The sequence below is a fragment of the Undibacterium sp. GW821-FHT11B02 genome, from assembly GCF_058808955.1.
The window spans coordinates 398253-422954 of sequence record NZ_JBXASD010000003.1; the positions used below are offsets into that span (position 1 = coordinate 398253).

General features: G+C 51.9%; 24 protein-coding genes. 9 read left to right on the top strand and 15 right to left on the bottom strand.

The genetic code is table 11. The annotated features are described in order from the left end of the window. Positions 1 to 294 precede the first annotated feature (294 nt). Together AC1RVX_RS07940 and AC1RVX_RS07945 are read right to left on the bottom strand one after the other, a co-directional pair. Complete coding sequence (locus tag AC1RVX_RS07940) at positions 295 to 924, bottom strand: LysE family translocator (RefSeq protein ID WP_493216027.1); 630 nt, start codon at positions 922 to 924, stop codon at positions 295 to 297. Continuing rightward, a complete protein-coding gene (locus AC1RVX_RS07945) occupies positions 917 to 1891 on the bottom strand; it encodes an NAD-dependent epimerase/dehydratase family protein (RefSeq protein WP_493216028.1) in 975 nt (324 codons plus the stop codon). Before AC1RVX_RS07945 ends, AC1RVX_RS07940 begins: the two co-directional genes overlap by 8 nt. Positions 1892 to 2000: 109 nt before the next feature. On the opposite strand from AC1RVX_RS07945, the gene AC1RVX_RS07950 reads away from it, so the two are divergent. Beyond that, positions 2001 to 2951, top strand: coding sequence for a LysR substrate-binding domain-containing protein (locus tag AC1RVX_RS07950; RefSeq protein ID WP_493216029.1), 951 nt, complete (start codon positions 2001 to 2003; stop codon positions 2949 to 2951). Between the two features lie 54 nt (positions 2952 to 3005). Here AC1RVX_RS07950 and AC1RVX_RS07955 read toward each other — a convergent pair whose 3' ends face one another. Continuing rightward, entirely contained in the window at positions 3006 to 3848 is an 843-nt protein-coding gene (locus AC1RVX_RS07955) for an oxidoreductase (RefSeq protein WP_493216030.1), read from the bottom strand. 202 nt (positions 3849 to 4050) lie between these two features. Between AC1RVX_RS07955 and AC1RVX_RS07960 the strand changes: the two genes are divergently transcribed. After that, the gene (locus AC1RVX_RS07960) at positions 4051 to 5010 is read left to right on the top strand and encodes an AraC family transcriptional regulator (RefSeq protein ID WP_493216031.1); all 960 of its coding nucleotides are present in this window, start codon (positions 4051 to 4053) and stop codon (positions 5008 to 5010) included. An 11-nt stretch (positions 5011 to 5021) separates the two neighbouring features. Here the strand turns inward: AC1RVX_RS07960 and AC1RVX_RS07965 are convergent, their stop codons facing one another. The 3 genes from AC1RVX_RS07965 to AC1RVX_RS07975 form a co-directional block, all read right to left on the bottom strand. Next, a complete protein-coding gene (locus tag AC1RVX_RS07965) occupies positions 5022 to 5690 on the bottom strand; it encodes a GNAT family N-acetyltransferase (RefSeq protein WP_493216032.1) in 669 nt (222 codons plus the stop codon). A 132-nt stretch (positions 5691 to 5822) separates the two neighbouring features. Next, a complete protein-coding gene (locus AC1RVX_RS07970; RefSeq protein ID WP_493216033.1) occupies positions 5823 to 8333 on the bottom strand; it encodes a DUF4135 domain-containing protein in 2511 nt (836 codons plus the stop codon). Between the two features lie 114 nt (positions 8334 to 8447). Continuing rightward, the gene (locus AC1RVX_RS07975) at positions 8448 to 11414 is read right to left on the bottom strand and encodes an eCIS core domain-containing protein (RefSeq protein WP_493216034.1); all 2967 of its coding nucleotides are present in this window, start codon (positions 11412 to 11414) and stop codon (positions 8448 to 8450) included. A gap of 301 nt (positions 11415 to 11715) precedes the next feature. On the opposite strand from AC1RVX_RS07975, the gene AC1RVX_RS07980 reads away from it, so the two are divergent. Then, positions 11716 to 12405 (top strand): L-2-amino-thiazoline-4-carboxylic acid hydrolase, encoded by a 690-nt coding sequence (locus tag AC1RVX_RS07980; protein ID WP_493216035.1) that lies wholly within the window; start codon positions 11716 to 11718, stop codon positions 12403 to 12405. A gap of 97 nt (positions 12406 to 12502) precedes the next feature. Here AC1RVX_RS07980 and AC1RVX_RS07985 read toward each other — a convergent pair whose 3' ends face one another. Beyond that, positions 12503 to 13321 (bottom strand): hypothetical protein, encoded by an 819-nt coding sequence (locus AC1RVX_RS07985; protein WP_493216036.1) that lies wholly within the window; start codon positions 13319 to 13321, stop codon positions 12503 to 12505. 379 nt (positions 13322 to 13700) lie between these two features. Here AC1RVX_RS07985 and AC1RVX_RS07990 point away from each other — a divergent pair, with 379 nt between their 5' ends. The 4 genes from AC1RVX_RS07990 (at position 13701) to AC1RVX_RS08005 (ending at position 15957) form a co-directional block, all read left to right on the top strand. Beyond that, positions 13701 to 14108 carry a PRC-barrel domain-containing protein gene (locus AC1RVX_RS07990; protein WP_493216037.1) on the top strand — a complete coding sequence of 136 codons (408 nt, stop codon included), beginning with the start codon at positions 13701 to 13703 and terminating at the stop codon, positions 14106 to 14108. Between the two features lie 168 nt (positions 14109 to 14276). Further along, positions 14277 to 14510, top strand: coding sequence for a hypothetical protein (locus tag AC1RVX_RS07995; protein WP_493216038.1), 234 nt, complete (start codon positions 14277 to 14279; stop codon positions 14508 to 14510). A gap of 216 nt (positions 14511 to 14726) precedes the next feature. Beyond that, positions 14727 to 15263, top strand: a complete 537-nt coding sequence (locus tag AC1RVX_RS08000) for a ferritin-like domain-containing protein (RefSeq protein WP_493216039.1) — start codon at positions 14727 to 14729, stop codon at positions 15261 to 15263. Between the two features lie 391 nt (positions 15264 to 15654). Then, positions 15655 to 15957 (top strand): ElaB/YgaM/YqjD family protein, encoded by a 303-nt coding sequence (locus tag AC1RVX_RS08005; protein ID WP_493216040.1) that lies wholly within the window; start codon positions 15655 to 15657, stop codon positions 15955 to 15957. A gap of 136 nt (positions 15958 to 16093) precedes the next feature. On the opposite strand, the gene AC1RVX_RS08010 is transcribed toward AC1RVX_RS08005, so the two are convergent. The 6 genes from AC1RVX_RS08010 to AC1RVX_RS08035 all read right to left on the bottom strand — a co-directional run bounded on the left by AC1RVX_RS08010 (position 16094) and on the right by AC1RVX_RS08035 (position 20808). Beyond that, positions 16094 to 16750, bottom strand: a complete 657-nt coding sequence (locus AC1RVX_RS08010) for an ABC-type transport auxiliary lipoprotein family protein (protein WP_493216041.1) — start codon at positions 16748 to 16750, stop codon at positions 16094 to 16096. Continuing rightward, the gene (locus AC1RVX_RS08015) at positions 16747 to 17691 is read right to left on the bottom strand and encodes an MlaD family protein (RefSeq protein ID WP_493216042.1); all 945 of its coding nucleotides are present in this window, start codon (positions 17689 to 17691) and stop codon (positions 16747 to 16749) included. The genes AC1RVX_RS08010 and AC1RVX_RS08015 overlap by 4 nt, the downstream gene beginning before the upstream one ends. Beyond that, the gene (locus AC1RVX_RS08020) at positions 17676 to 18527 is read right to left on the bottom strand and encodes an ABC transporter ATP-binding protein (RefSeq protein ID WP_493216043.1); all 852 of its coding nucleotides are present in this window, start codon (positions 18525 to 18527) and stop codon (positions 17676 to 17678) included. The genes AC1RVX_RS08015 and AC1RVX_RS08020 overlap by 16 nt, the downstream gene beginning before the upstream one ends. Positions 18528 to 18538: 11 nt before the next feature. After that, positions 18539 to 19738 (bottom strand): MlaE family ABC transporter permease, encoded by a 1200-nt coding sequence (locus AC1RVX_RS08025; RefSeq protein WP_493216044.1) that lies wholly within the window; start codon positions 19736 to 19738, stop codon positions 18539 to 18541. Positions 19739 to 19823: 85 nt separating this feature from the next. After that, a complete protein-coding gene (locus AC1RVX_RS08030) occupies positions 19824 to 20480 on the bottom strand; it encodes a TolC family protein (protein ID WP_493216045.1) in 657 nt (218 codons plus the stop codon). After that, positions 20452 to 20808, bottom strand: a complete 357-nt coding sequence (locus AC1RVX_RS08035) for a hypothetical protein (protein WP_493216046.1) — start codon at positions 20806 to 20808, stop codon at positions 20452 to 20454. The genes AC1RVX_RS08030 and AC1RVX_RS08035 overlap by 29 nt, the downstream gene beginning before the upstream one ends. 433 nt (positions 20809 to 21241) lie before the next feature. Here AC1RVX_RS08035 and AC1RVX_RS08040 point away from each other — a divergent pair, with 433 nt between their 5' ends. Next, a complete protein-coding gene (locus tag AC1RVX_RS08040) occupies positions 21242 to 21388 on the top strand; it encodes a lmo0937 family membrane protein (protein ID WP_493216047.1) in 147 nt (48 codons plus the stop codon). Positions 21389 to 21465: 77 nt separating this feature from the next. Further along, positions 21466 to 22317, top strand: coding sequence for a YihY/virulence factor BrkB family protein (locus tag AC1RVX_RS08045; RefSeq protein ID WP_493216236.1), 852 nt, complete (start codon positions 21466 to 21468; stop codon positions 22315 to 22317). A gap of 23 nt (positions 22318 to 22340) precedes the next feature. On the opposite strand, the gene AC1RVX_RS08050 is transcribed toward AC1RVX_RS08045, so the two are convergent. Beyond that, on the bottom strand, positions 22341 to 23597 hold the full coding sequence (locus AC1RVX_RS08050; protein ID WP_493216048.1) for an alkaline phosphatase family protein: 1257 nt from the start codon (positions 23595 to 23597) through the stop codon (positions 22341 to 22343). A gap of 102 nt (positions 23598 to 23699) precedes the next feature. After that, positions 23700 to 24623 (bottom strand): LysR family transcriptional regulator, encoded by a 924-nt coding sequence (locus AC1RVX_RS08055; RefSeq protein ID WP_493216049.1) that lies wholly within the window; start codon positions 24621 to 24623, stop codon positions 23700 to 23702. Positions 24624 to 24702 lie beyond the last annotated feature (79 nt).

Below are 24702 nucleotides of genomic sequence, written 5' to 3' on the forward strand. Positions count from 1 at the left end.
TGTCTGAAACCCCAACTACACCTATCGCTTTAGGAAACCTCCCTTGCAGGGGAGGTTCGTTACGTTGGCAGACAACATGTTGTCTGAAACCCCAACTACACCGTCAGCGACGAAGACAGTGCTTTAGTACGCGGCTCCTAGGAGAGGAGCTGCAACGCAGCTGAGGCGGTTTTGCGTAAGTCCTGCCTCCAACGATAGTGCGCGCTGCTGACCGCTGACTCTGTGCGTTGACGCACGGACCATGCGGGCCATTACTGCCCGCCTTCCGGCAAACAGGCTGTTCAACAGCATCAATTATAAATTCAGCCCCAACACCACAGCACACAGCACCAGCCCGCAACCACATATTTTTTGCACACCACCAGCTCGCAATCTGTGCAACCAGCCTGATGAAGCCTGCTGCGCCAGCCGCTTATTGACCCAGGTGAGCAAACTGCACAACAACACAAAATACAGCACATTAATGCCTTCAAACACCAGCCCCAACATGGCAAACCCGTACAGAGCGCTGGTTTGTGCAGCAGGGATAAACAAGGGAAAGAAGGTGCTGAAAAACAAGACCGGCTTGGGGTTACTGATCGTCATCAGCAAGCCACGCGCAAAGCCTGCATGTGCTGGCCTGGCCTGCTGCGCCTGCGCTGCATGACTACGCAACAATGCCACACCCAGGTACAGCAGGTAAGCCGCCCCCAGCAGGCGCATCGCTGGCAATAACCAGGGCAGGCTTTGCATCAGCACCGCAAAACCCGCCGCCGACAGCGTGATCAGCACCATATCACCAGCGACAATGCCAGCCACCGCCACAGCGGCGCGCCGCCCTGACTGTTTTGCCTGCCCGGCCACCAGCAAGGTAGCCGGGCCGGGTATGATGATGACCAGGCTTGCCGCCAGCATAAAACTCAAGAGTGTGGATAGTTCAGGCATGCTGCTCACCTTGCGCCCTCTGCTCCTTCAGCAATATCTGTTGATGCAGATCGCGTATCAGCTTATCCAACCAGTCATCCACTTTGGAAAACTGGTGACCCAGGCTGCCTGCACGTGTGGTATCCAGTGCATAATCATGCGCATAATCAAAAGGGCTGTACGCTACTGCGCTGACTGTACTGTCCGTACCATCTGCTGCGGCTTGCAACAGGGCAGGCTTACCCAGCAGGCGGGCAATGCGCTGAACCAGTTGCGGAGCTGACAGACTGCCCTGGCAGGCAAGATTCACCGGCCCCAAAAAATCTGCCATGCCAGCCCACAACATGGCATCGACAACTGCCGCCACATTCAGGAATGAAGTGCTGCCCGCCCCCGCCAGATGCAACATCGGCTGTTCTTGCATTACCTGCTGGATATAGGTGGCCAGCCTGCCGGTAAAATCGTCCTGCGCTGACAACACATGGGCTATACGCAATGTGGCAACAGGCAGGCGGCCATCTTGCATCAGTACGGCTTCTGCCTGCAATTTGCCGGCAGCATAACTGGCACCTGCCAGCGCTGGGTCATGCCAGGGATATTGCCAGTCGATAGCGACCTGGGCCAGGTCCAGATCATCCTCACGCATTGGCCTGGTGACCGTGCCCAGTAAATGATTGTAGGTTTCCATGGTGGACGACATCATGTAGCGCCCTACCTTGCCGCCAAACACATCCAGCGCAATTGCTGCATCCAGCGGGCTGTAGCACATCTGGTCAAACACCAGGTCATAACTGGCATGCTCAAATGCGGCCTGCATGGCTTGTGCATCACGCCTGTCCACACGCAGGCGCTGCACGGCATCGCCAAAGTCATCCGGGTTGCGGCCACGGGTGGCGATAGTGACCTTGTGGCCCTCTGCCAGCAGGCGTTTGACCAGTTGTTTCCCAAAAAAGCGCGTACCGCCTATAATCAAGATATTCTTATGCATGGCTTTTCATCCTTCTCATCTGAATTGAATGAGTAGAATAATCTCCCATGACAAACGAATCAGCAAACGAGCATTACTAAGCTCATGAGTAAGTTACACTTATGCATAAATGAACGGACAACTACGCAACCTGTCAGTATTGCTGGATTTTGAATGTGCCGCACGCTGGTGCAGTTTCAAACTGGCCGCGCATGAATTGCACAAGACCCCGGCAGCCGTCAGCCAGAATATCAAGCAGTTGGAAAACCAGCTGGGCTTTGCCCTGTTTGAACGCCATGCGCGCCATTTATCGATCACCGAAAAAGGGGCAGAACTGGCCGACACCGTGCGTCAGTTGCTGCATGATTTACAGCTTAAGATCACCGCCCTGCGCCAAGACAGCGACAATGGCAGCAGCAATGACAGCCTGCGCATTTCCTGCACCCATTCTTTCGCCATGAAATGGCTGGTGCCGCGCCTGCATCAATATACCCGCCTGCACCCTGACATCGATATCCGCGTGGATTCAAATGATGCCGTCGTCGACCCTGCGCAGGGACAATGCGATATCGCCATCCGTCATCTACTTTATACCGAAGACGATGCCGACAGCCTGCTGTGGCGCGAGCAATTGCTGCTTGCCTATAGCCCGGCCATGTTAAATGACAAGGACAGGCAAGCACGCCAGCCACCCAACCTGAAACGCCTGTTGCGCTACCCGCTGCTGTATGAAAACACATCAGAAAACTGGATACGTCTCTTGCACAGCCATGCCCTGCTGGACCAGCAACACGATTTTGCACAAAACTATAGCCATGCCGGCTTGCTGGTCCAGGCTGCCGTAGCCGCCCAGGGCGTCGCCATGCTGCCTGCCGCCATCGCGTATGAAGACCTGCGCCAAGGGCATCTGCATACACTGACCTCGCCATCCACCTTGCGAACGGCATCCCGCTATTGCTATCGCATCGTCACGGCAAAAGGCAAACCAGCTCCAGGCAAAGTCAGCGACTTCATCACCTGGCTGCATAGCGAGATGGCTGCCATGCAGACCTATCTGAAAAAAATGGAACAATCTGAATAAAACCGGTGATCGTCGCCAGGTGTTGCATCTCTGCGGTACCTGGCAAGTTACCAGTTACTCAAACTGTCCATCGGTCGACGTGGATAGCACACTCCATTGCTCCAGTTCCTGGCGGCGTTTTTCTGCATTGTCACGCAACAGGGTGATGGCGTCTGTTCCGGCAGCAAAGTGCAGTGGTGGCGCAGGCAGTTTGCTGATCGCCAGCAGGGCTACCCCCAGCTTGTCGGGGTCACCAGCCTGACGGTGGTTGTAGCTGTCATAGGTTGCACGTGCGCTGGCGTTCTTATCGGCATAATCAGCAATGCTTTGCTGGCCGTAACGTACCGAACTCTGATCCAGAAAGTCGGTACGGAAAAAGCCCGGTTCCACTATCGTGACGTGAATGCCAAAGTATGCCACTTCCAGCGCCAGTGCTTCAGAAAAACCTTCAATCGCAAATTTGCTGGCGCAATACACCGACGCCCCATCAAACCCGACCACTCCACCTATCGAAGACAGGTTGAAGATATGTCCGCGCCTTTGCTCACGCATGACAGGCAAGACAGCACGCGCCATGTTCATGCTGCCAAAGACATTGGTTTCAAATTGCTGACGAATGTCGGCTGCATCAATCTCTTCAAACAAACCCAGCTGGCCATAACCAGCATTATTGACCAGCACATCGATACCACCAAAATGCATACAGGCAGCCTTGACCACGGCCTGTATCTGCACGTCATTGTTCACATCCAGCGCCTGCACCAGTACCCGCTCGCCATAGCCGCCAAAGCGGGCCTGCAACTGATCGACAGCACGTCCGGTAACAACCACCTTGTCACCGCTATCAAGCACGGCAGTGGCAATAGCTGCACCTATGCCACGGGTTGCGCCTGTAATTAACCATGTTTTTTGCGTCATGATGCACCTTTTAAAATAATGGCCCACAAATTGCGAGCAGGATGTCATCTTAAAAGCAGTACGCCAAAACCAGAATGCCGGAAACTGTACAAGATTTGCCTAATCCTATAATCCAAGCACCGGATAAGCTAAACATAGCTATGATGCTTGCCTTTTCATATCAGGGTGTACAATCAAATCAAGTGCCCCAGACATCTATTCCATGACTAATTTCTCTATTATTGAGCAGGCCCTGCCCCCTGCCGCCAACATCGCCCAAGACAGCAATATGGCAGTTGCTGTGGCGCGCATGGCGCCCGAAGAAGGCTTTACCGCCTCAGCGCTGGATTATGTGCATTTCATGCGCAGTAACCACGCTTTCAGCCGCACGCCTGTTATGTACGAACCTTGCATCTGCATCATCGTGCAGGGCCGCAAGCGCGCTTATCTGGGTGACGCGATGTTTACCTACGATGCGCAGCAATATCTGGTGGTGTCAGCCCCCATGCCGTTTGAAGCAGATACGGAAGCCTCGCCAGACCATCCATTGCTGGGCATCCATGTCGGCATACAGCAAACTTTGGCGGCAGAGCTGGCACTGGCAGTGGAAGGTGAAGACTTTGCCGCTATCAAGCCATCGACGCAGCCGGGCTTCATGTATTCGACCCGGGTCGAAGGCAATCTTGCTGATGCCGTCATGCGCCTGCTAACGGCATTGTCATCACCGCTGGAAGCAAAAATCCTGGCACCGGCTATCGTGAAAGAAATCTATTTCCGCATACTGATGGGGGAACAGGGTATGGCGATGCGCGCCGCCTTAAGCCAGGGCAGCCATTTCCAGAAAATTACGCGAGCATTGCGCAAAATACATGAAGGCTTTAACCAGAAACTGGATGTCGATACCCTGGCTAAAGAATCCGGCATGAGCGTGCCTGCCTTTCACAACCATTTCAAACAGGTAACGGCAACCACGCCCATTCAATACATCAAGGCCATGCGCCTGCACAAGGCCAGGCTGCTGATGATACGTTCTGGCATGAGCGCTTATACCGCCTCCACCAGCGTCGGCTATGAAAGCAGCTCGCAATTCAGTCGCGAATTCAAACGCCTGTTTGGCCGCAGCCCGCTGGAAGAAGTACAGCAAATGCGCTCGGTATTACGCATGCAGCCAGCGGCTGGGTGATTGATTGCTTGTTACCCCTTACCCGCAACAATCTCCACCGTCGAATAAAGCGAACTAACAGTCCAGCCCAGCGTTGAATACAAGGCGCACCCGGCGTCAGTCGCCACAAGCACCCGACGGGCGGCATTTGACTGCTGGGTTGAACCCAATGCGGTCATGATGGCCCTGCCCAGGCCACGCCGCTGGTGGGCAGCATCGACAGCGATACGGTCAAAGATAAAGAATCCGCCGTATTCCATTGCGTAGCCGCTGGCGGCAAGACTGCCATCCCCGGCAACAATGCGGACCACTGTGGCTGGGTGCGGATGGGCGACGCTGATGTCAAGCTGATATCCGGCAGGCAGTACTGGCACCGTGTCGTGTATGCCAGTATGGGTCATCAAATAACCAACGCGCTGGAGTCGCCAGTGTGGCGGCACCAGCGCCAGCAACTGCTCGGCAGGGCCACACATTTTGATGTAAGTGAACGGTGTGTCAATCGACAGCGCCAGTTCCCGTATCCCATCTGCTGGCCCGGCAAAGACATAGCGCCGGTTCTCGGTTTCTTGTGCTGTATCGACACGTAATCCGCCATGATCAGACACGGGCGCCGGTAAACCACGCGCAATAGAACGTGCGCTGAGCCAGCCTGCGATAAGTTCTGGTTCGACGTTATTTGAAATGTTTGGTTTAGTCATCATTGGAAAAACTATATATCCAGGGAACCTCTGATTAAGTTACTGCGCGACGCTATTTTTGGCCTGCGATGTTCGCCGTACAGTCGTACAACTGTGCTTCCAAGTTTTCAATGCGCCTAGTGCCGCTCGCTACACTCAATCAGAGATTTCCCCGTAAAACCCCGCGGTCACTTCCTCAACGCTCGCTTCGCAGATGTGATTTGCACTGATAACGATAGCCTCCTGTATTCCTGGGTGATGTTTGGCAATGACCGTTCCACGATAAAACACTTCATCCGTACTGGGCTCGTATCTGAAAATCGGGAAATCGGTGTTATCGAAATCAGCTTTCATACCTGTCTTTATCGTCTGGTCACATCCGTCTGCCATGACATATTCTTTTTTAGTCAACGCATCCTTCGTTTTATCCAATAAAGAATCCAGCAATTCATCTCTTTTCAAAGGCTGCTTGAAATAGGTCACCATACTACCCTTAAACTCAAGGGTATCAATTGGCACTATCCGCACCGCCTGAATTCTCTTTACCCGTTCCTGCAAAAAGCTAATTAACGATGCTTTGTTGTCATACACGACCGCGATCGCATCTTCTATGCCCCCTGTGAAATCTGAATTATATTTACCACCTGGCCGATATGACGCCAACCTCACTTCGCCGATGTAGTCACCAGTTGGTTCTGTTTCGTCCTCATCACGCCTACCCCCTACTTTCCATGCCTCCAATTCTGCAGCGGTATAAAAGTAATTGGGCGTTGGTAAGCGATCTTTGGAAAATTCCCTGAGCGTTGAACGAATCAAAGTTGCGTCCCACGCTTCAGACATCATGACATCGGGGAGAAAAGAGGTCTCGGCATCGACTATCGTAGGCGCGCCACCACGACTCGTGAATATATTTTCCTGATGCAAGTCCGTTACGCCAAACAACTTCGTCGCGATTATCATGCTGCCCATCTGGCGATAATATTTTTTTGCTTCCTCTTCCGTCAGCAATTTTGCCTTGGACAGATGCTCCATGTAACCGTATTTTTCTGCCCCACCCTCTCTCTCAGAAAATTTGGTCGTTGACAATCCCAGGTTAAGCGCTGAAGGTACGCTAGCTGCACCTTTACCGCCAAAATTGATATCAGGGCTTAACGACCTCGGCTTGTACACTACTTTTTTCCCGTCATCAGATTCAATGATACTGACGCTTTGTCCGTCATTATGATAATCCGACCCCGTCAGATGCACATGGAGCAGGTTTTCAGATAACCCAAATTCACGGCGAAGGTGCGACCAATCAACAAGAATGCGAGTCAGCATCTTTTTAAAATTCTTTGTCAATTGCTCTACCCGTTTTCTTGCAAATTCCAGATGCCACGGTTGTACATCTGCATTGCGGAACTTGTATGTGCCAAGCTCACCAAGAATGGCTGCTCTCATGACTTCTTTGTTCTTTTCAGTCTGAAATACCTGGCTCACACCCAAGTAGGTATCGCATACAAGACGGACAAGCAGCGATGTACTCGCCCCCTCGTAGCCTTTCTCGACCCAATTGTCAGCGGCGTTATCGTAATGATCCAGGGATTTTGCAAGTCGAGTAGAGATTTGATCCAGCTGATAATAAATTTCTTTGAATGAACGCAAGGTAGCCGGAAATTCACTTGTTGTAACGGTCGATTTTTCTATCAGATCGAACCTTGCTCTCAGGCTCTTAATTTGCGTACCATGAGAAGTATTTTCATACTCTTTCATTTGCTCCAGAAACTCTTTCACTTTCTTTTCCTGCGCCAGTATTTCATCTTCTTTTTGATCAGGTAGAAAGCTGGCCACCCAATTCAGCAAGCCTGGATCAGGCTTGAAACGTATCAACTGATATGGCATAGCCAGGCCGCTATATTTCGTCGCACCGGTGTCAGCTTTGCTGTGACTACCACTACCCTGCCCCGCACCCGCATTCTGCACCACTTCCCCACTCATGCCGGTACCCGCCTGCAGCGCCTTCGCCCCCATCACATCCGCTTCAGTTTCCAGCCCGGCATCGTCATTCACTGGCACACCCAGCTTCATCTGCATGGTCGGCCTGACCCGCCCCTGCGCCTGCTGCACCACATGCCAGGCTTCATGCGGCACATGCTGTTCTTGCCCTGGTGCGACGTGAATCTCGCTGCCCTGAGCATAGGCACGGGCATTCAGTTGTGCTGGCTTGTCAGAGTTATAGTTGACTTTGACATGATCGAGGCTCATGCCGGATAAGGACTCTATGCCTGCCTTGAGTTGATTCGGCAAGCCTGTGTTGTTGGGTTGGGGATTGAGTTGATGATCAGCTTGACGATCAGCTTGCGCGATTAATTGGGCAGTGCCTTCATCAGAAAATTTTGCTTGCAGTGCCTCTTCATCTTCTGCCTTTTGAAAAACAGGTTTATTCATCAAGTTTTGCATCGCCCTGAGCTGCATAGCACGCGGGCTGTTTTGCATCATGTGGCTATACGCCGTGAGCTGCCTGGCTTGCGGGCGCTGATCGATAAATTGTGTGGCAGTTTCAGTGAGGGCTTCTTGTGCTAATTGTGTGCTGTGCTGTTGCGGCTTTGCTTTAGCCTGTAGCGGGACCGATGGACTTCGCTGGTCGCCATTCTTTTTTTCACGGTTTCTTTGTATTTGCTCTGCCATGGCGTTCCATTTTTCAGATAACCTGTCATCCGGCTGTTGTTAACTATTGTTGACTGCTGCTTATACTGATCATCGCTCAATCCAATTACCTGATGTGCAGAATCATTTTCTTCATCAATCAGGATAAAAGAAAGCAAGTACGTTCATGATAACCAAAGGCGGTCTTGGAAAGAGCGTCTTGATTTCTTCAACGAGTATTTCTTTAGCTGGTACGCCCGCTTTTTTTAAAGCAGCGAGTGCATCAAATTTGTCAGCTTTAAGTAATAAAGCCAAACACAGCCAGGTTTGTTTTTCCTTGAATATTGCCAGGACAGGTTCAGCGCCGGACTCAACAAGTTTTACGATTTCAAACCCGTCATCTTTCTCAAAAAAAGCCTTTTTGAGTTTTTCCAGATTTGCTTCTTTAACTGATCCACTTATCGTAATAATCGAACTGGATGATGTTGCGATCAATAATTTTTGAGGCACCTGGCTTTCTGCATACATCCTCACCGATTTTTGCAAATAATTGAAAATTTTAACCCCATCTTCAGGATATTGAAGTTCCAGCAGGCCCAATAAAGCATTTTCCAGATTGGCAACGCTACAATTTCCAACGAGTTGACCCGATTGCGGTGTCAATTTTGTGGAAGATTCCAAAGGATCATCCTGATACAGTTTTTCAAGTACGCCTCCTTTATTTCCTTTTATTCCGTCCACCAATAATTTGCTTATCCATGCAAACAAATCACGCTCCTCCATATTGACCAGATAGGGATAAACGTTCATCGTTCCGTAGCTTTTAGCATGCTTTTTATTTCCCTCACCTCTGTTATGAATCAATGCTTTCGGGGCCGATTTAGGGACAGTCAAATATAAACTATGGCCCGTTCTTTCTCCTTCCGGAGCGTCCCATCCGCCAGATATCAATAGCCCCTGCCCTTCCGATACTTCTGACCTCATACGCGGCAACATGTGACCTATCATTTTAGGTACAGTATCAAAATCACCAAAACAGGTATTGATAAAGCGAACATCAATGCTCCTTTCCAACGCTTTCAATACATGAATGAGCATAGGAAGTAAAGCAGATGCGAGACTAGTATTTTTATTGATAGAACTCATGATGCCAAGCGCATATTGAAGTATGGCGTGGTCGGCAGGCATTCCTTCCAGGTTAACCATTTCACCCTCTATGATTCCTTTTGCGTCGTAGAGGTGAGCATAGAATTTAATTGCAGAGCGCTCGTCCAGTTCGAAGAAGGGAAGCATTGATTGACAGATTTGCTCCATATCCGCTTGTACAAGGTCGCTTCCTTCCGTGACACATTTCGAAAGAAAAATTCTATAAGCATTGATTTTTCCTGCAAGAACTATAGCAATTTGATTTTTTAAATTATCTGGGGTTGTTTCTTGATCTATCTTGATAAAGTCGACGCAGCTTCGCTCTAAAACACTGGCAACGACTGATTCATAATTCTGAATATTTGGGCCAAGCACTTCACATCTCGCCATTGTTTTAAAAATGGGGGCAATGTCTTTCCGGCCAATGAGTTCACTAAGATGAAAGCCATTTCCGAGCAAGAATTGAACAATTTCTTGATTCTTTCTATTTTTTGCAGCACAAACAAAAACTGACTCGCCATGTTCAACGGTATTCAAAGGTACGCCTGTCGCCAGAAATAACCCAGCAAGCTTGGTACATCCAAAATTTAAAGCCAAGTTTAATAAATATCCATATCTGGATTTGCTGGACAAGATTGGCAAACTCGCAAATTTGCTGGCAAATACATGGCCAGCATCATCCTCAGACTCAAAGATGAAGCGTGAAATAATATCCCGAATGAGTTCGATCTTTCCTTCTTGCAGACTTATTTCCTTTTCCTCTATCTTCGACAGTACCAATGACTTTACATTTTTTGCATAGTCAACATTACCCAAATCTTCAATAATGAATCGATTAATCTCTGATTCAACATTGTCAGTTTGCGGCTTTCCAGGATATTTAATCGCCCCCAAATTGACAAAATGCGACTTCCCGCTTTCATAGGTGAGCAAATTTCCAAAGTGGAAAATGATCCCTGGTGCCATCACTATCGGATCTCCTCCATCGCGGAATAAACACTCTGCCACCAGGGTCGCCGGAGTTGATTCATCATCCGTCATTACATTTCTTATCCGCGTTTCACTCAACATGTTCAATGTCAAGCCGCAGGTTCTCAATGTGAAGTTGCCTAAAAGCTGTGCATTAAAATAGACATGCAGGACTTCGCCAACTCGATTGGTGGTATACCGTTGAATCGGCATGGAAGGATTGTCTGACACAGACAGCTGCTGGCTAACCTGCGGGTTAGCCAGGCCCATTCCTTCTTTTGCATCCAACACCATACGCTGTGAAATCTGCCGTCCCATGCCGGTACCCGCCTGCAGCGCCTTCGCCCCCATCACATCCGCTTCAGTTTCCAGCCCGGCGTCATCATTCACTGGCACACCCAGCTTCATCTGCATGGTCGGCCTGACCCGCCCCTGCGCCTGCTGCACCACATGCCAGGCTTCGTGTGGCAAATGTTGTTCTTGCCCTGGTGCGACGTGAATCTCGCTGCCCTGCGCGTAGGCATGGGCATTCAGTTGTGCTGGCTTGTCAGAGTTATAGTTGACCTTGACATGATCCATGCTCATGCCGGAAAGTGACTCTATGCCTGTCTTGAGTTGATTGGGTAAGCCGGTGTTGTTGGGTTTGGGCACAGGTTGAGGATTGGCTTGCGCGACTAACTGAGCTGCACCCTCATTTGCAGATTTTTCTTGCAGTGGCTCTTCATCTTCTGCTTTTTGCAAAACAGGCTTGCTCATCAAGTTTTGCATCGCCCGTAGCTGCACAGCACGCGGACTGTTTTGCATCATGTGGCCATAGGCTTTAAGCTGCCTGGTCTGGCGGCGTTGATCAGCAAATTCCGGAGTATTCCCGGTTGAAGTTTCCTGGGCGAATTGAATACCCTGCGGCTGCGACTGCAATTGCGTTTTCGCGACAGGCTGACGCTGGGCGAGCGAATTACCCTGGTCGCCATCGACTTTTTTGCGAGTTTGATGAATACGCTCAGGCATGACTTTCCCTATCCAGGTGCGCTGTGTCGTTCAGGTGGCCAATAATCAACTGTATAACGCCTGCATTCAGTTTTTTGCCACGCAAGACGGATCAGTATTCCTTGTAGATTATTTTTGCAATTTTGTCAATTACCTCACATAAAAAAATGATCTTGTGAGCTAGATTTGCTTTTCGCCTATACATAGGGTGTCGGTTGATCAGATCCTGCGTGTCACACCAATTCAAATGTCAGGTTAGATGTAAAATACCAACTCCTTCGGGCATGTTTGCAATAGCTTAGTTGTATTAGAGAGGTATCCAATGGCTGAGATCATCCATCCTTTTTACGAGTCGCATCGCGGTGCGATGGAGGCTGCCATGCGCCATCGGCTTGAGCTTGCCGAAGCGATGTTGTGCGAGCGCACGCAGCTGTCCAATATGGATGGGATCAGGCAAGAGGTGATGGACGAATTTAATATCGTGCTCACCCAAATGCCCTATGTCGGAGGTACGGCAAGTCGCATGAGCGATTTCTTCATGCGTCTTCTGGGTTTTATGGCGATCAGCCGGGTGCTGCTGCGACACGGGGTGCCGTTGTCCGTCATCGGCGAAATCGAACGAGAAACCTACAAGGCGCAATTGCTTGCTGAGCCCGAAGCGGAACGTCTCGCTGCGGGGCGTCAATTCATGTCGCCAGAAAATCAGGCTTTGCTACGCGAGCAGGCGACAAAGAGCACTACCCAAAACCATCAGAAAGAATTCCCGGAAGATTTCGTCTACGATTTCGTCGAACCAGGCCCGGGCGACAACTTTGAATTTGGCATCAACTACAAAGCATGCGGCTTTTGCAAATTCGCAGCTTGCCATGGAGATAAAGAAATTTTGCCGAACATTTGTGGGCTTGATTTCGTCGCCTATGCAGCGCGAGGCATCCGCCTGGAACGAACACAAACCCTGGCTGGCGGCGCGAGCTACTGCGATTTCCGGTTCTCGCGGCTCCCGTCGGACTAAGACGACGTGTGTGCTTCAGGCCATGCACTTTTGACCTGTCTTATATCGATATAAAAGACGGTGCACCAGACGCACCGTCTTTTACGTACACCGCCACTTACTTCGCTATCCCCCATTGCCGCAAAATCGGTATCCAGCGCTGCTCAACGATTTTGTCAAAGCCGGACGGGGTGGGATGCATTTCATTTGCCCAGTCGTTCTGGTAGTCGACACCGGTGCTGAGTGTGCCGCGTGAATCGATGTAGACCACGTCGTTGCGCCAGTCGTCAAAGGTTTTGAAGAGTGCGTTCAAGCGGTCTATCAGTTCATGCACGACGGCCAGACGAAAGATGGGGTCATTTTTTACCTTGGCCGCCTCCAGGGCAGGTTTTAGCCAGGGACCGGCGATGGGGATGTTGAGCGGGTCAAAACCGCGCCCGTCTGGTGTCGGGTAATCGTAACCATGTATGAAAATGGGGCGGACCTGCCTGACGGCATCTTTGTATGCCCAACGTATTTCATGTACCAGGCCGCCCAGGGCGGTGGCCACTTTGCGCAAGAGGTTATCGATACCATCCGGGTCCAGGCAGGCTTTGGGGTCGGTGATGTTGGTGCAGTCTTTTTTCAGGGCGAGCTTGTAATCGATGGCATCGTTACCGGCACCGCTGATCATGAAGACGTTATAGTATTTTCTGACATCGGCGGTCAGATTATGTTCGAAGTCGGCGGCGTACTTGCCTGCGCCGACATATTCCTGCAGCAAGGCGCCATTGTTGCCCAGCGCCTGGATATTCGAATAATCAATACTGAGTGACTTGTTGCGTATCAGGGCTTGCAGAATATTATTGCCCGGATACCAGAACCACGAATCACCTATCGCCAGGATGGCGGGATATTCGCCAGCTATCCACTGGTCATTTTTTTGGTACACGTGCATATCGAATTCCTTTGCAAAAAAAGCAGAGAGAAAAGCACGGACAAATCATGTCCTGTCTGAGCAGGCGGGCCGTGCCGCGATGAAGTTCCAGTCGATGTCACAGGCGGGCCTAAGACATCCAGGCGATTATAATTTAATTATAAATATAACCATAAACAAAAATGGTAAGTCAATCAAATTTGTTCATTCATTTCCCTCAGACAATTGTCAGTTGAAAGTCTTTGCAAAGTGTGGCCATCGTATATGCGCCCAAAAAAATGATCCGCAAAAACAGAAATCACGGAGATACAAAGAATAATCTTTCTATGTGTGCTATCGAACCGAAGCATAAAAAATTTCCAGACATACTCAAGTCTCGACTCAACGTGAAGGATTTGAAATGATTAACGGAAATTTGGATGGTTATGGCATCAACGGCGGCGGCAGTGCCAGCCCTATCAAGGGTCCGGGTCCTGAACTGATGGGGGCACAAACTCTGACTGGCGACAATGTCGTCAACCAGGCAGACGAACATCTGGGCGACATCAAGGAAATCATGCTGGACATGCGCACTGGCCGTGTCGCCTATGCCGTGGTAGCACATGGCGGCTTGCTTGGTATAGGTGAAAAACTGTTTGCCGTCCCGTGGTCTGCACTGACCCTGGACCCTGTCAACAAGCGCTTTGTCCTGAATATTGACAAAGACATTTTCGAAAAAGCACCGGGCTTTGACAGTGACCAATGGCCAGACATGGCTGACCAGACCTGGGTTAATGAAGTGCATGGGTACTACAACCCAAGAAACTAAACAACGATGTGATTCAGGCGTGTGAAAGCCCGCTTGAAGCCGCTTGAAACTATCTCAGGCAACATAGATACAAGTAACACAGAATGAGATTACGGCCAACGCTGCCTACCGTGGCGGCTGTAGCATCAATACCAACCGTAGGCAATAACTAGTTATGGAGGGAATATCATGGACTATACCGAAATGCATTTCGCCTTTGAAGTATATGAAAAAGCGTTAGCAAAACGTAGCAGGCATTTGTTCAAAACACCTGAGCCTCTGCGCGACGCCGAAGAAAAAGTGTACACGCTGGAAGTGGCCGTCAATGAAGTACTGGCAGACACCCGCAAAGTCGCCATGATGATACGGTCCAGCCCGCAAAAAGCCCTGCCTGGTTATGTACAAGCCGTGGCCAGCAAGTAGCATAGAACTTACGCAAAACCGCCCCAGCTGCATTGCGGCTCCCGCATTTGGCAAGACCATGTACTAAAGGTACTGTTTTCGTCGCTAAGCTTGCTGGAACAATTTTGCGTAAGTCCTATAGATCGTCATGTCGCGTCCGTAGGCTTTGCGCATTTTTGCCCGCGTGCAGCATGGGCCGGGTGCATTAGTTTTTGAACCGATTACAGAAAGAACATTATGCATGAAGTTAACAAGGCCCAGCGTAGCGGTCTGGATACAACTGCCATTCGCGAAGCTGCTAAAAACCTGGATGACGGTGCCGTCACTGCGGGCTACCAGGCCAACCGCAATGATGTCATCGATATGCTCAATGGCGCATTGGCGACTGAACTGGTTTGTATATTGCGCTACAAGCGCCACTATCACACTGCAACCGGCGTGCACAATGGCCCCATCAAGGCTGAATTTTTACAGCATGCGGTAGAAGAACAGGCGCATGCAGATCTGCTGGCAGAGCGCATTGTGCAATTGAATGGCAAACCCGATTTCAATCCGGCCACGCTGATGGCACGCAGCCATGCCGAATATGATGATGCCGATGATATCAAGGGCATGCTGACGGCCAATCTGATCGCGGAAAGAGTTGCCATTGAGTCGTACCGCCAGATGCTGGAAAAGATAGGCGATAGTGATCCAACCACGCGGCATATGTTGGTGGGGATTATGACGAAGGAAGAGGAACATGCGGATGATATGAGGGATTTGTTGGCGTAGTGGCTTGGGCGTTGCACATGGTTGGCTTGCCGGTTGCACGCAGTACCTTGATTAAAGCGATTGCGCTTCGTGGGTACAGGCCGGGTCTCGGCCCGGCGGCCGAATTCCTTTCTTTGCTTCGCCAAAGAAAGGAATCAAAGAAAGGCGACCGCAGACTCGCTCCCTACGGGAGTGCCCATTTATGTAATGCAAAAAATGGGAAGGTCCGAAACTCGCTACGCTCAGACATCGGCCCTTCTCTTTCCATTTTCTGCATTACACAAATGGCTTCGTCCCAAGCGGTTGAAGGTCAAATGCAACGTCAAAACCAACGGCTACAACACAAAATCAACAGCAACAATACCAACCCCAGATTTAGTAGTTCCCTCACAAACCCAAAAGGAAAACCATCATGCTCGAATCTAACATCAAAGCCGTCAATGACGATATCAAAGTGCTGCTCAAGGATGCCCAAGCGCTGTTTAGTGCGGCGGCTACGTTGACTGGCGAAAAAGCCGAGGAGGCGCGGTTGCATGGGATGCAGTTGCTGGATGCAGCCATGATGAAGGCGCAAGAGGTGCAGGCGTCGGCGCTGGCTACTGGCAAACAGATGGCCACTTGCACTGATACCTATGTCAAGGAAAACCCCTGGAGCAGCATCGGTGTCGCTGCTGCGGCGGGCTTGCTGGTGGGTATGCTGTGCTGTCGCAAGTAACCAGGACTTACACAAAACCGCCGCAGCCTTGCTGGGACAATTTTTCATAAGCCCCAGTAACGAATCTGTACGTGTGTGTCACGAAAAAAGCAGCCGCATATCAAGGCTGCTTTTTTCTTGTCCGAATTTGTTCAGATTACTTAATTGGTTCTGACCCTGGCCCTAACTGTTCTGCACAAAACGCCGCCAGTTGCTGCAACGCCTGGCTAACGGCCTGGTTGCTGGCCAGGACGCCGCCGTAGGCATCTTCGGTAGCGGTGGCGATGTTGACTTCGAATTCGCGCCAGGCGGTGATTTGCTGGGTTTGGTTGTTGGACAGATGGGCACGCAGGACGAAATGGACGCGGCTGGGGGTGCTGGTGAAGTCTTGTTGCAGGCTGCGTATTTCAAGGTCCAGCCGGTAGGTAGTCTGCATGGCGCTGGGTGCCTGCAACACCACCTTGAATAAGCCGCTGGATTCCAGTGCGCTGGTGACCAGGGGCATGAGCATGGCTGCGGGTGGTTTTTGCCATTGGCTTTGCTGGAATTCTTCAATCTGATGCGGCTGGCGCATAAACAGCATGCGGTTGCTGTCAAAACCTGCAGCGGCGCGGATGTTGCCTATCAGGATGCTGGCCGGTGGATTGCCTGCAAGCTTACCTGAGGCACCGTCTTTGGCAGCCGCAGTGGTATCCGGCCCTGCATCCAGCCTGTACACTGAAGCCACCGGCACGTTGGCCGGTTGCAGGGCAGAACAGCCAGCGGTCAACAATACCAGCATAGGCATTAGTTTGGCGAAGTGGATGCGCTTCATGGCGTTGTTCCTTTCAATTCTCCTGGCCCTGGCGGAGCTGCCTGCCGCCCCCTGATCAGGCTGCTGGGGTTATGTTCAGTCTGCTCAATCAGGCGTGTCAGGGATGCCGACAGGGTCGTCAGTTCTGCCATCAGTCTTTGTATTTCTGGCAGCGTATCACTGCTGATCTGACGCACGCCACCACCCAGTTGATCCACGGCAGTTTTTGCGCTGTCACTGGCCTTGCCTGCCTTGTCGGCCATGGCGGCGACGGCATCGGCACTCTTGCCTACGCGCTGGAACAAGGCGTCCAATTTGGCGCTGGCCTGGGCCGTATTATTGGTGGTGATGGCAGCATTGGCAATGGCTGCACGCATGGTTTCTTTTTGCGAAGCCAGTGTATCCATCACGGTTGACGTATCCTGCAATATCTTGCTGAAGGCCGCACGATTGCTTTCGTTCAGTATAGCATTCACGTTGGCTGCGGTGCGGTCCAGGTTGGCCAGTACGGCACTCAGGACATTTTCCAGCCGGGCGCTTAAAGATGGCTTGGTGCGTATCTGGGGATAGGCTTGTCCGCCCAGCGCCTGCAATGGCGGTGCAGCGGGTGAACCGCCGCTCAGTTCTACATAGGCGATGCCGGTCAGTCCCTGGGTTTTCAGGACGGCTTCGGTATCTGTCTTGATGGGGGTACCGGCAGCAATCGCAAATACCAGTTGCACCTGTTGCGGATTGGCCGGGTCCAGGCTGATCGCATGCACCTTGCCGACATTCACGCCCTGGTATTTGACCGGTGCATCCAGGTTCAGCCCCGCCACCGACTCATTCACCACCGATTGATACAAGACAGTCTGCGTACGCCTGCCCAAGCCGACTGAGAGCCACAGCACGGCAGCCACAAACAAGGCCCCCAGCGCCAGCACAAAGGCACCGACGGCAGCATAATTTACTTTGGTTTCCATGGGCGGTCCTTTGTCGTCTGTTCTGTTTGCCCGGGCGTTTGTGCTTGAGCCTGTTCCTGCGCTGCCCTGCCCCGTGCCCCATCAAAATAATCGCGGATGACAGGGTGCTGCATCTGCGACAGTTCTTCCATGGAGCCGACTGCCAATACCTTGCCTTCACCCAGCACCGCTACCCTGTGCGTTACTTGCCACAACAAGTCCAGGTCATGGGTAATCATGACGATGGTGGGTTGATACAGGGCATGCAAATGCCGCACCAGTGTATCAATACCACCAGCACTGGCCGGGTCCAGGCCCGCCGTGGGTTCGTCCAGAAACAACAGTTCAGGGTCCAGTGCCAGCGCCCTGGCCAGTGCGGCGCGCTTTAACATGCCACCGCTGAGTTGCGCCGGGTACAAGGCGGCTGACTCTGGCTTCAAGCCACTCAAGGATAATTTCCAGGCAGCGATATCGTTGATGCTGGCTTCATCCAGATCGCTATGTTCACGCAGTGGCAAGCCTATGTTTTCGCTGACGGTCAGGGTGCCAAACAGGCCGCCTTTTTGAAACATCACACCACAACGCTGACGCAATGCCGCCGCATCTGCATCGCTGATGTCTGCCAGTTCACAGCCCAAAATGCTGACCGAGCCTGAATCTGGTGTGTGCAACAAAATCATTTCACGCAGCAGCGTGGACTTGCCAGAACCGCTGCCGCCGACGATAGCAAAAATTTCGCCACGGCGTATATCCAGATCCAACCCATCATGCACGACCTTGTCGCCAAAACGGGTACAGACCTGGCGCATTTGAATCACGTAGTCATCGCTTACTGGCAAGGGTGCGGGCGCGGGCATGGCTGCTGTCATTACAGTCCCAGTAAATTAAAGATGACTGAAAACCCGCCATCCAGCACGATCACGATAAAAATCGCCTGCACCACACTGCGCGTGGTCTGGCGGCCCACACTATCGGCATTGCCCTTGGTACGAAAACCCTGATAACAACCTATGGTGGCAATCACCATGGCAAATACCACTGACTTGCCGATGCCGATCAATAAGGTCTTGAGTGGAATTTCAGTCGCAAAGCGCAGCAAGAATTCATGCGGGCTGACACCCAGCTGGTTGCTGGCCATCAGCATGCCGCCCATCACGCCCAGTAAGTCGGCAAACAGGGTCAGCAGCGGCAAGGCCAGTATCAACGCCATCAGCTTGGGGATCACCAACAGATCAACAGGTTGTATGCCTATGGTTTGCAGGGCGTCAATTTCTTCCGTCACCACCATCGTGCCTATCTGTGCTGCATAAGCAGAACCGGAACGTCCGGCGATGATGATGGCCGTAATCAGCGGTGCAAATTCGCGCAGCATGGCGTAACCTACCAGTTCCACCACAAAGATATTGGCACCATAGTGTTTGAGCTGGTCTGCGCCCTGATAGGCAATCACGATGCCGAGTAAAAACGAGGTAATGCCGACGATGGGCAGAGCATCAAACCCGGCAATCTGGATATTGTGCAAAATGGCGCGGCCACGCCAGCGGCCAGGATGCCGTAACAAAGCCAGCATGCCGACAGCAATCGTGCCAACAAAACTCAGCCAGGCCAGATTGTCATGCCAGACATTCACTGTCACCTTGCCAATTTTTTCCAGCAAGCTGTTGGCGTTGACGACCGGCACTGCCGCAGCGGGTATATCACCCAAACCGTCCAGCATATGTTGATAGGCATCAGGCCAGCCCTGCAGGCTGATCTGCGTGCCACTGTCACGCAGCTTTTGCAGACGAGTGTGCAAGACCCAGGCTACAATGCTGTCTATCTTTTGAATTTGCTGGCCATCAAGTTGTATGACCGCCGAATGGCGCAACAATAAGGAATCCAGTTGACGCATGACATTGCCCAACTGGCAGATGGTCCAGCTACCGGACAGTTGTAAGTTGCCAGGTGTCGTCTGCTGAATGCGGGCAGGCAGGCGGGTGGAGTGGAAAGCAGATGTAGCGGCGTTGACAGCGCTGCTTTCAGCAGGTTTATTGGTAACGTCAGGTATGACAGTGGGGCTGGGTGGCATGGCGACTTATCATGAAGTATTCATACATGCAGCCTGCCATTGCACAGCGGTTTTATCTGTGCGCTAGCGTACTCAATTCATCATGTCATCTGACACCCGATTGCCCCTCTTGCCATCCTCCACCCAGGGCTTTAAACAAGCTAATTTTCGCCTGTAACCTGTTCAGTCGTAGTTGTGTCAACTGGTCTTGCGCCTGAAAACGGCTACGCTGGGCATCCAATAAAACCAGCAAATCATCAGCACCGGCGCGATAGCGGATTTTTGATAAATGCAGGGCTTGTTCTGTTTCTTGCAGATAAGCTTGCGACAGGGTTTCCTGCTGCTGGCTGCGGTGGCTGGCAGCCAGGGCGTTGTCCACATCGGCCAACGCTGCCAGCACGGCTTTGCGGTAGGCCAGCAACAACTCGCGTTGGCGTGATTCAGCAATACTGACCTGGGCGTGCAGGCGGCCACCGTCAAAGATGGCTTGCGTTAGCCCAGCGCTCAGGTTGAAGGTAGTGACTGGTGCATTCAACAAGCCATGCAGGCTGTCACTGGCAATGCCTAGTGATGAGCCGAGACTGATGCTGGGGAACAAGGCAGCACGGGCGGCACTGATGTTGGCATTGGCGGCGGCCAGTTGCGCTTCTGCACTGGCCAGGTCCGGGCGGCGATGTAACAGGCTGGCAGGCAAACCGGTGGCGACTGCAGACAGGTTGAGTTGCTGCAGTTGATTACCCGTTACCTGAAAACCAGGCGACACCTGTCAACCATTGATTCTTGCTGTCTGCACTGGCCATCACCAGTTTGCGTATATAAAAACCAGCGACCACAAACACGACCAGGCCAGCAATGACCGCCGCGATGATGACGGGGCGAGTCCAGCGGCTGTATGGCGTGATGGGCGCTTTTGGTGGGTTTGGTGAGTTTGGTGGGGGCTGGTTGTTGCTGGCGTTAGTGGGGTTAGTTGCGTTGCTGGCAGTAGCATCAACATGTGTCGTCGCACTGGCACTATGTGCAGTTTCAGTCAACGGTACTCCATCTGTTTCCGGCACTGGCGTCTGGCCGGGCGGCGTAGTACCTGTCAGCATGATTAGAACTCATTTCATCAATAGGGGTGAGATGCTTTTGCCGCATAACGTGAAACTGAAATGAGTTCTGACACTTTCCCATAACAAGGCTTGGTCCGGAAAAATACTTGCGCAAAACCGCTCCAGCAACGACACAGAAACCGTGAATACACTGTGTGGATGTCGCTGCCGAAACATGCTGGAGCGATTTTGCGCAAATATTCTGTCTATCCTGGCACTGGAAAACAGCTCTCAGCATGGCATGCTGACAGGCTGCTTGCATCATCAACCGTATTGAAGCGTGGCAGAAAAAACAGGGGCGATCTGTGCGCTAGCTAACAGACCAGAACAGACTTTTCTTACAAGCTAAAGCCTACCGTCAAAGCGGCAAGTCGGGTATTTTTCACCGGCTTACCAGGATGTGTTGACCTAACCTACTTCAAGAAAGAAAATCATGCTTTATACCATCGCTGTTGTGTTAATCATTTTGTGGCTGCTGGGTATGGTGTCTGCCTACACCATCGGTGGCTTTATCCATGTCTTGCTGGTGATTGCCATCATCATGATCTTGCTGCGCCTGATCAGCGGCAGAGGCCTTTGACCCTGCTGTATCGTGTACTACGACCATGGCTGACTAAACCGCGGGCCATCCCCGGCCTGCTGGTGGCCCTGGTTGGCATGATTGGTCGTGCCGTGCTGGAATGGGTACGCCATCGCGCTGCCAGCAAAGGCGCAGCGCTGGCCTTTTATACGCTGTTTTCCATGGTACCCGTCTTGATACTGGTGCTGGCCATCGCCGGTTTTTTTTATGGCGAACAAGCCGCCCAGGGGCAATTATTCAATCAGTTGCGTGGTCTGGTGGGCCAAAGTGGAGCAGCCGCCATACAGCTATTGCTGGCCGGTGCACACAATGTGGATGAAGGACGTATCGCCACCCTGGTCGCCAGTGTACTGCTGTTGATCGGTGCCACCAGCGTGTTTGCCGAACTGAAAGAAAGCCTGGATGAAATCTGGCAAGTGCCACCCAGCCGCAGCAATAGTCTATGGCAATTTTTACGCACGCGCCTGCTGTCGTTTGGACTGATACTGGTCCTGGCATTTTTGATGCTGGTGTCTCTGGTCGTCAGCGCCCTGCTGGCGGCGCTGGAACATTACTGGCAAGGCAGCCGCACGGTAGTGGCGCTGGTATTGCTGCCCTTGTCGTCGGGCATAGGTTTCGTGGTGATTGCGTCGCTGTTTGCAGTCATCTTCAAGATGCTGCCCCAGGTACGCCTGTCATGGGGTGATGTCTGGGTTGGTGCGGCGGGCACGGCAAGCCTGTTTTACGTAGGTAAATTACTGATCGGCGTATATATCGGCAATAGTGGAGTCGCCAGCAGTTTTGGTGCTGCTGGCTCTATCATCGCCCTGCTGCTATGGGTGTACTATTCTGCCCAGATCTTTTTGCTGGGCGCAGAATTCACCCGCCAATATGCCTACAGCCTGGGCAGCTTGCGCGCAGTCGAACTTATTCCCCATGCATCGCCTTAGCAGGCATGACGTGGAACATCCACTTACGGCGCTAAGGCTCCTTGAACAGCTTCCAGCTTTCCATCCGACGGCAAGGCTGGGACGTGGATCAGTTTCATGATCAAGGGATAAACGTTAACGTTGTCGAATGCTGGCAGCACCACGGCCTTTTTAAAGGCGGGGCCGTTGGCAATAAACAGTGCCTGCATTTCTTTGCTCAGATTATCGTAGCCATGCGATCCCTTGCCGGGCTTGGCAGCGGCACTGGCATCGGGAACGATCAACCAGCCCACCTCTGCCAGGCAGATAAAACGCGGTACTCGCGGGTTTTGTCCGTAATGAAAACGCACCGGTATGTTTTCTTTTTTCCAGCACTGCATATGTGCATGCGGTTTCAATAGCTCTTTGGCCACCACGTCTTCTTGCCCTTGTTTCGGGTCTATGCCTGCATAGCTGCCATAGGTCACCACGTCGTAGAGCGACGGATTGGCGATCTGGTCCAGTTGCACCATGCGTTCAGCGCTGGTCGCCGCCATGCCATGATCGGACACAACCACAACATTGGCGTCAATATGCCGTGCACGCAAACCCGCCATCAGGCGTGTGATAGCTGCATCAGCACTCGCTACCGCTTCTGTTACCTCTGCCGTATCAGGGCCATATTCATGTCCCGCATGATCCACCTGATCAAAATACAGCGTCAAAAACTGTGGACGGGTGGCGACTGGTTTGTCCAGCCAGCCCAGCATGGTATCAACCCTGTAAGCCGGACTTTTCTTATCATCAAAAGTGCGGTATTCAGATGGACGCACACCATGAATGGCCGCTTCTGAACCAGGCCAGAACATGACACCGGTAGCCACCTTGTTCTTTTCTGCCGTGACCCAGACCGGCTCCGCCTCATCCCACCAGCGGCGATCAACAACAGCGTCATGCTTACTTAGCTTGAATCTGACACCAGAGATGCTGGGGTCGTCCATGCTATTGCCGACTATGCCGTGGTGGTCAGGACGCAAGCCCGTCACCAAGGTGTAATGATTGGGAAAGGTAATCGAGGGAAAAGAAGGATACATAGCCTCAGCACGCACACCATCGGCAGCCAGCGCATTGAGCGTGGGTGTGACACCCCGTTGCAGATAATCAGGCTTGAAGCCGTCTATTGATACCAGAATGACCGGATGGTAATCGCGCTTGTCTGCTATGTCAGCAGCAGCAGTTTTTTGCGACGCTGGTGCACAAGCTGCCACAGACAGGGCGATGAAGATAGGGATAAAGGTTTTTGCGTAGAAGGATTTCATCATGTCGGCAAAAAAAGTACTACGTCAAGTGAATGGAGTAATTGTCGAGCGCCCATATTATGACGTGAACGACGATGCTTGTGAGGAATAGGACTTACTATTGCCTTATTTGACGATCCGACTATTCTTAATCATGTCATACAAAAGCTGTGCCGCTGGTGACAGGCGGGCGGCCTTGCGGGCGACCAGGACCAGGGTTCTGGAAATGACCGGGTCTTGCAATTTGATCACCCGCAGACGGGGATAAGTACCTTTTAACATGGCAAGATTGGGAACAATGGCGGCAGCAATACCGGCCTCGACCAGACCCAGGGCGGTGGAGTTGCGCTGCACTTCGTAATGAATCTGCAGGCTCAGTCCAACTTGCCCACCTTGGCCACCTTGCATGCTTTCGCTCCCCAGATAACCATCGAGTAAGGCACGGTTACCACTTGCCTGTCCGGCAAAAATCAGCGGATGTGATTGTAACTGTGCCCAGGTGATGCTCTTGCGCCTGGCCAGCGCATGGTCGTCGCGGCAGACCAGCACAAATTGGTCTTGCAGCAAAGGCGTGGTGGTCAGTTCAGGGTGATTGGGGCCAGCCAGGTTGATGCCAAACTCGGCTTCGCGCCGCAGTACAGCTTCGGCAACGCCAACCGATGCGTGATCAAGTATCTTGATACGATTGTCGGGGAACAATGCCGAATATTCACGAATGACCTGCGGCAGGTAACGTATGCCCGCCGTCGGTATACAGGCAATCGACACATCACCGCGCTGGGATTTGCCGGTTTCGCGTATCTCGGTCAATGCTGCCGACAGTTCTTGCAGCAAACGCCTGGCTTGCGGCAAAAAATCCTGCCCCGTCCTGGTCAGGGCGATAGAACGCGTGGTTCTTTCCAGCAAGGTCACCCCCAGAAAAATTTCCAGATTGCGCAATCGCTGCGTCACAGCCGTTTGCGTGACATGCAGCACATCAGCCGCTTTGTTAAAACTGCCATGGTCTGCAATAGCAACAAAAGCCTGTACTCCGAGGATATCGATTTTCATAAGAAAAATGAATCAATGGTCTAAATAAATTCATTGTACTTTTAATTGAGCAAGTACGAAGATAGCCTTATAGAAAAAA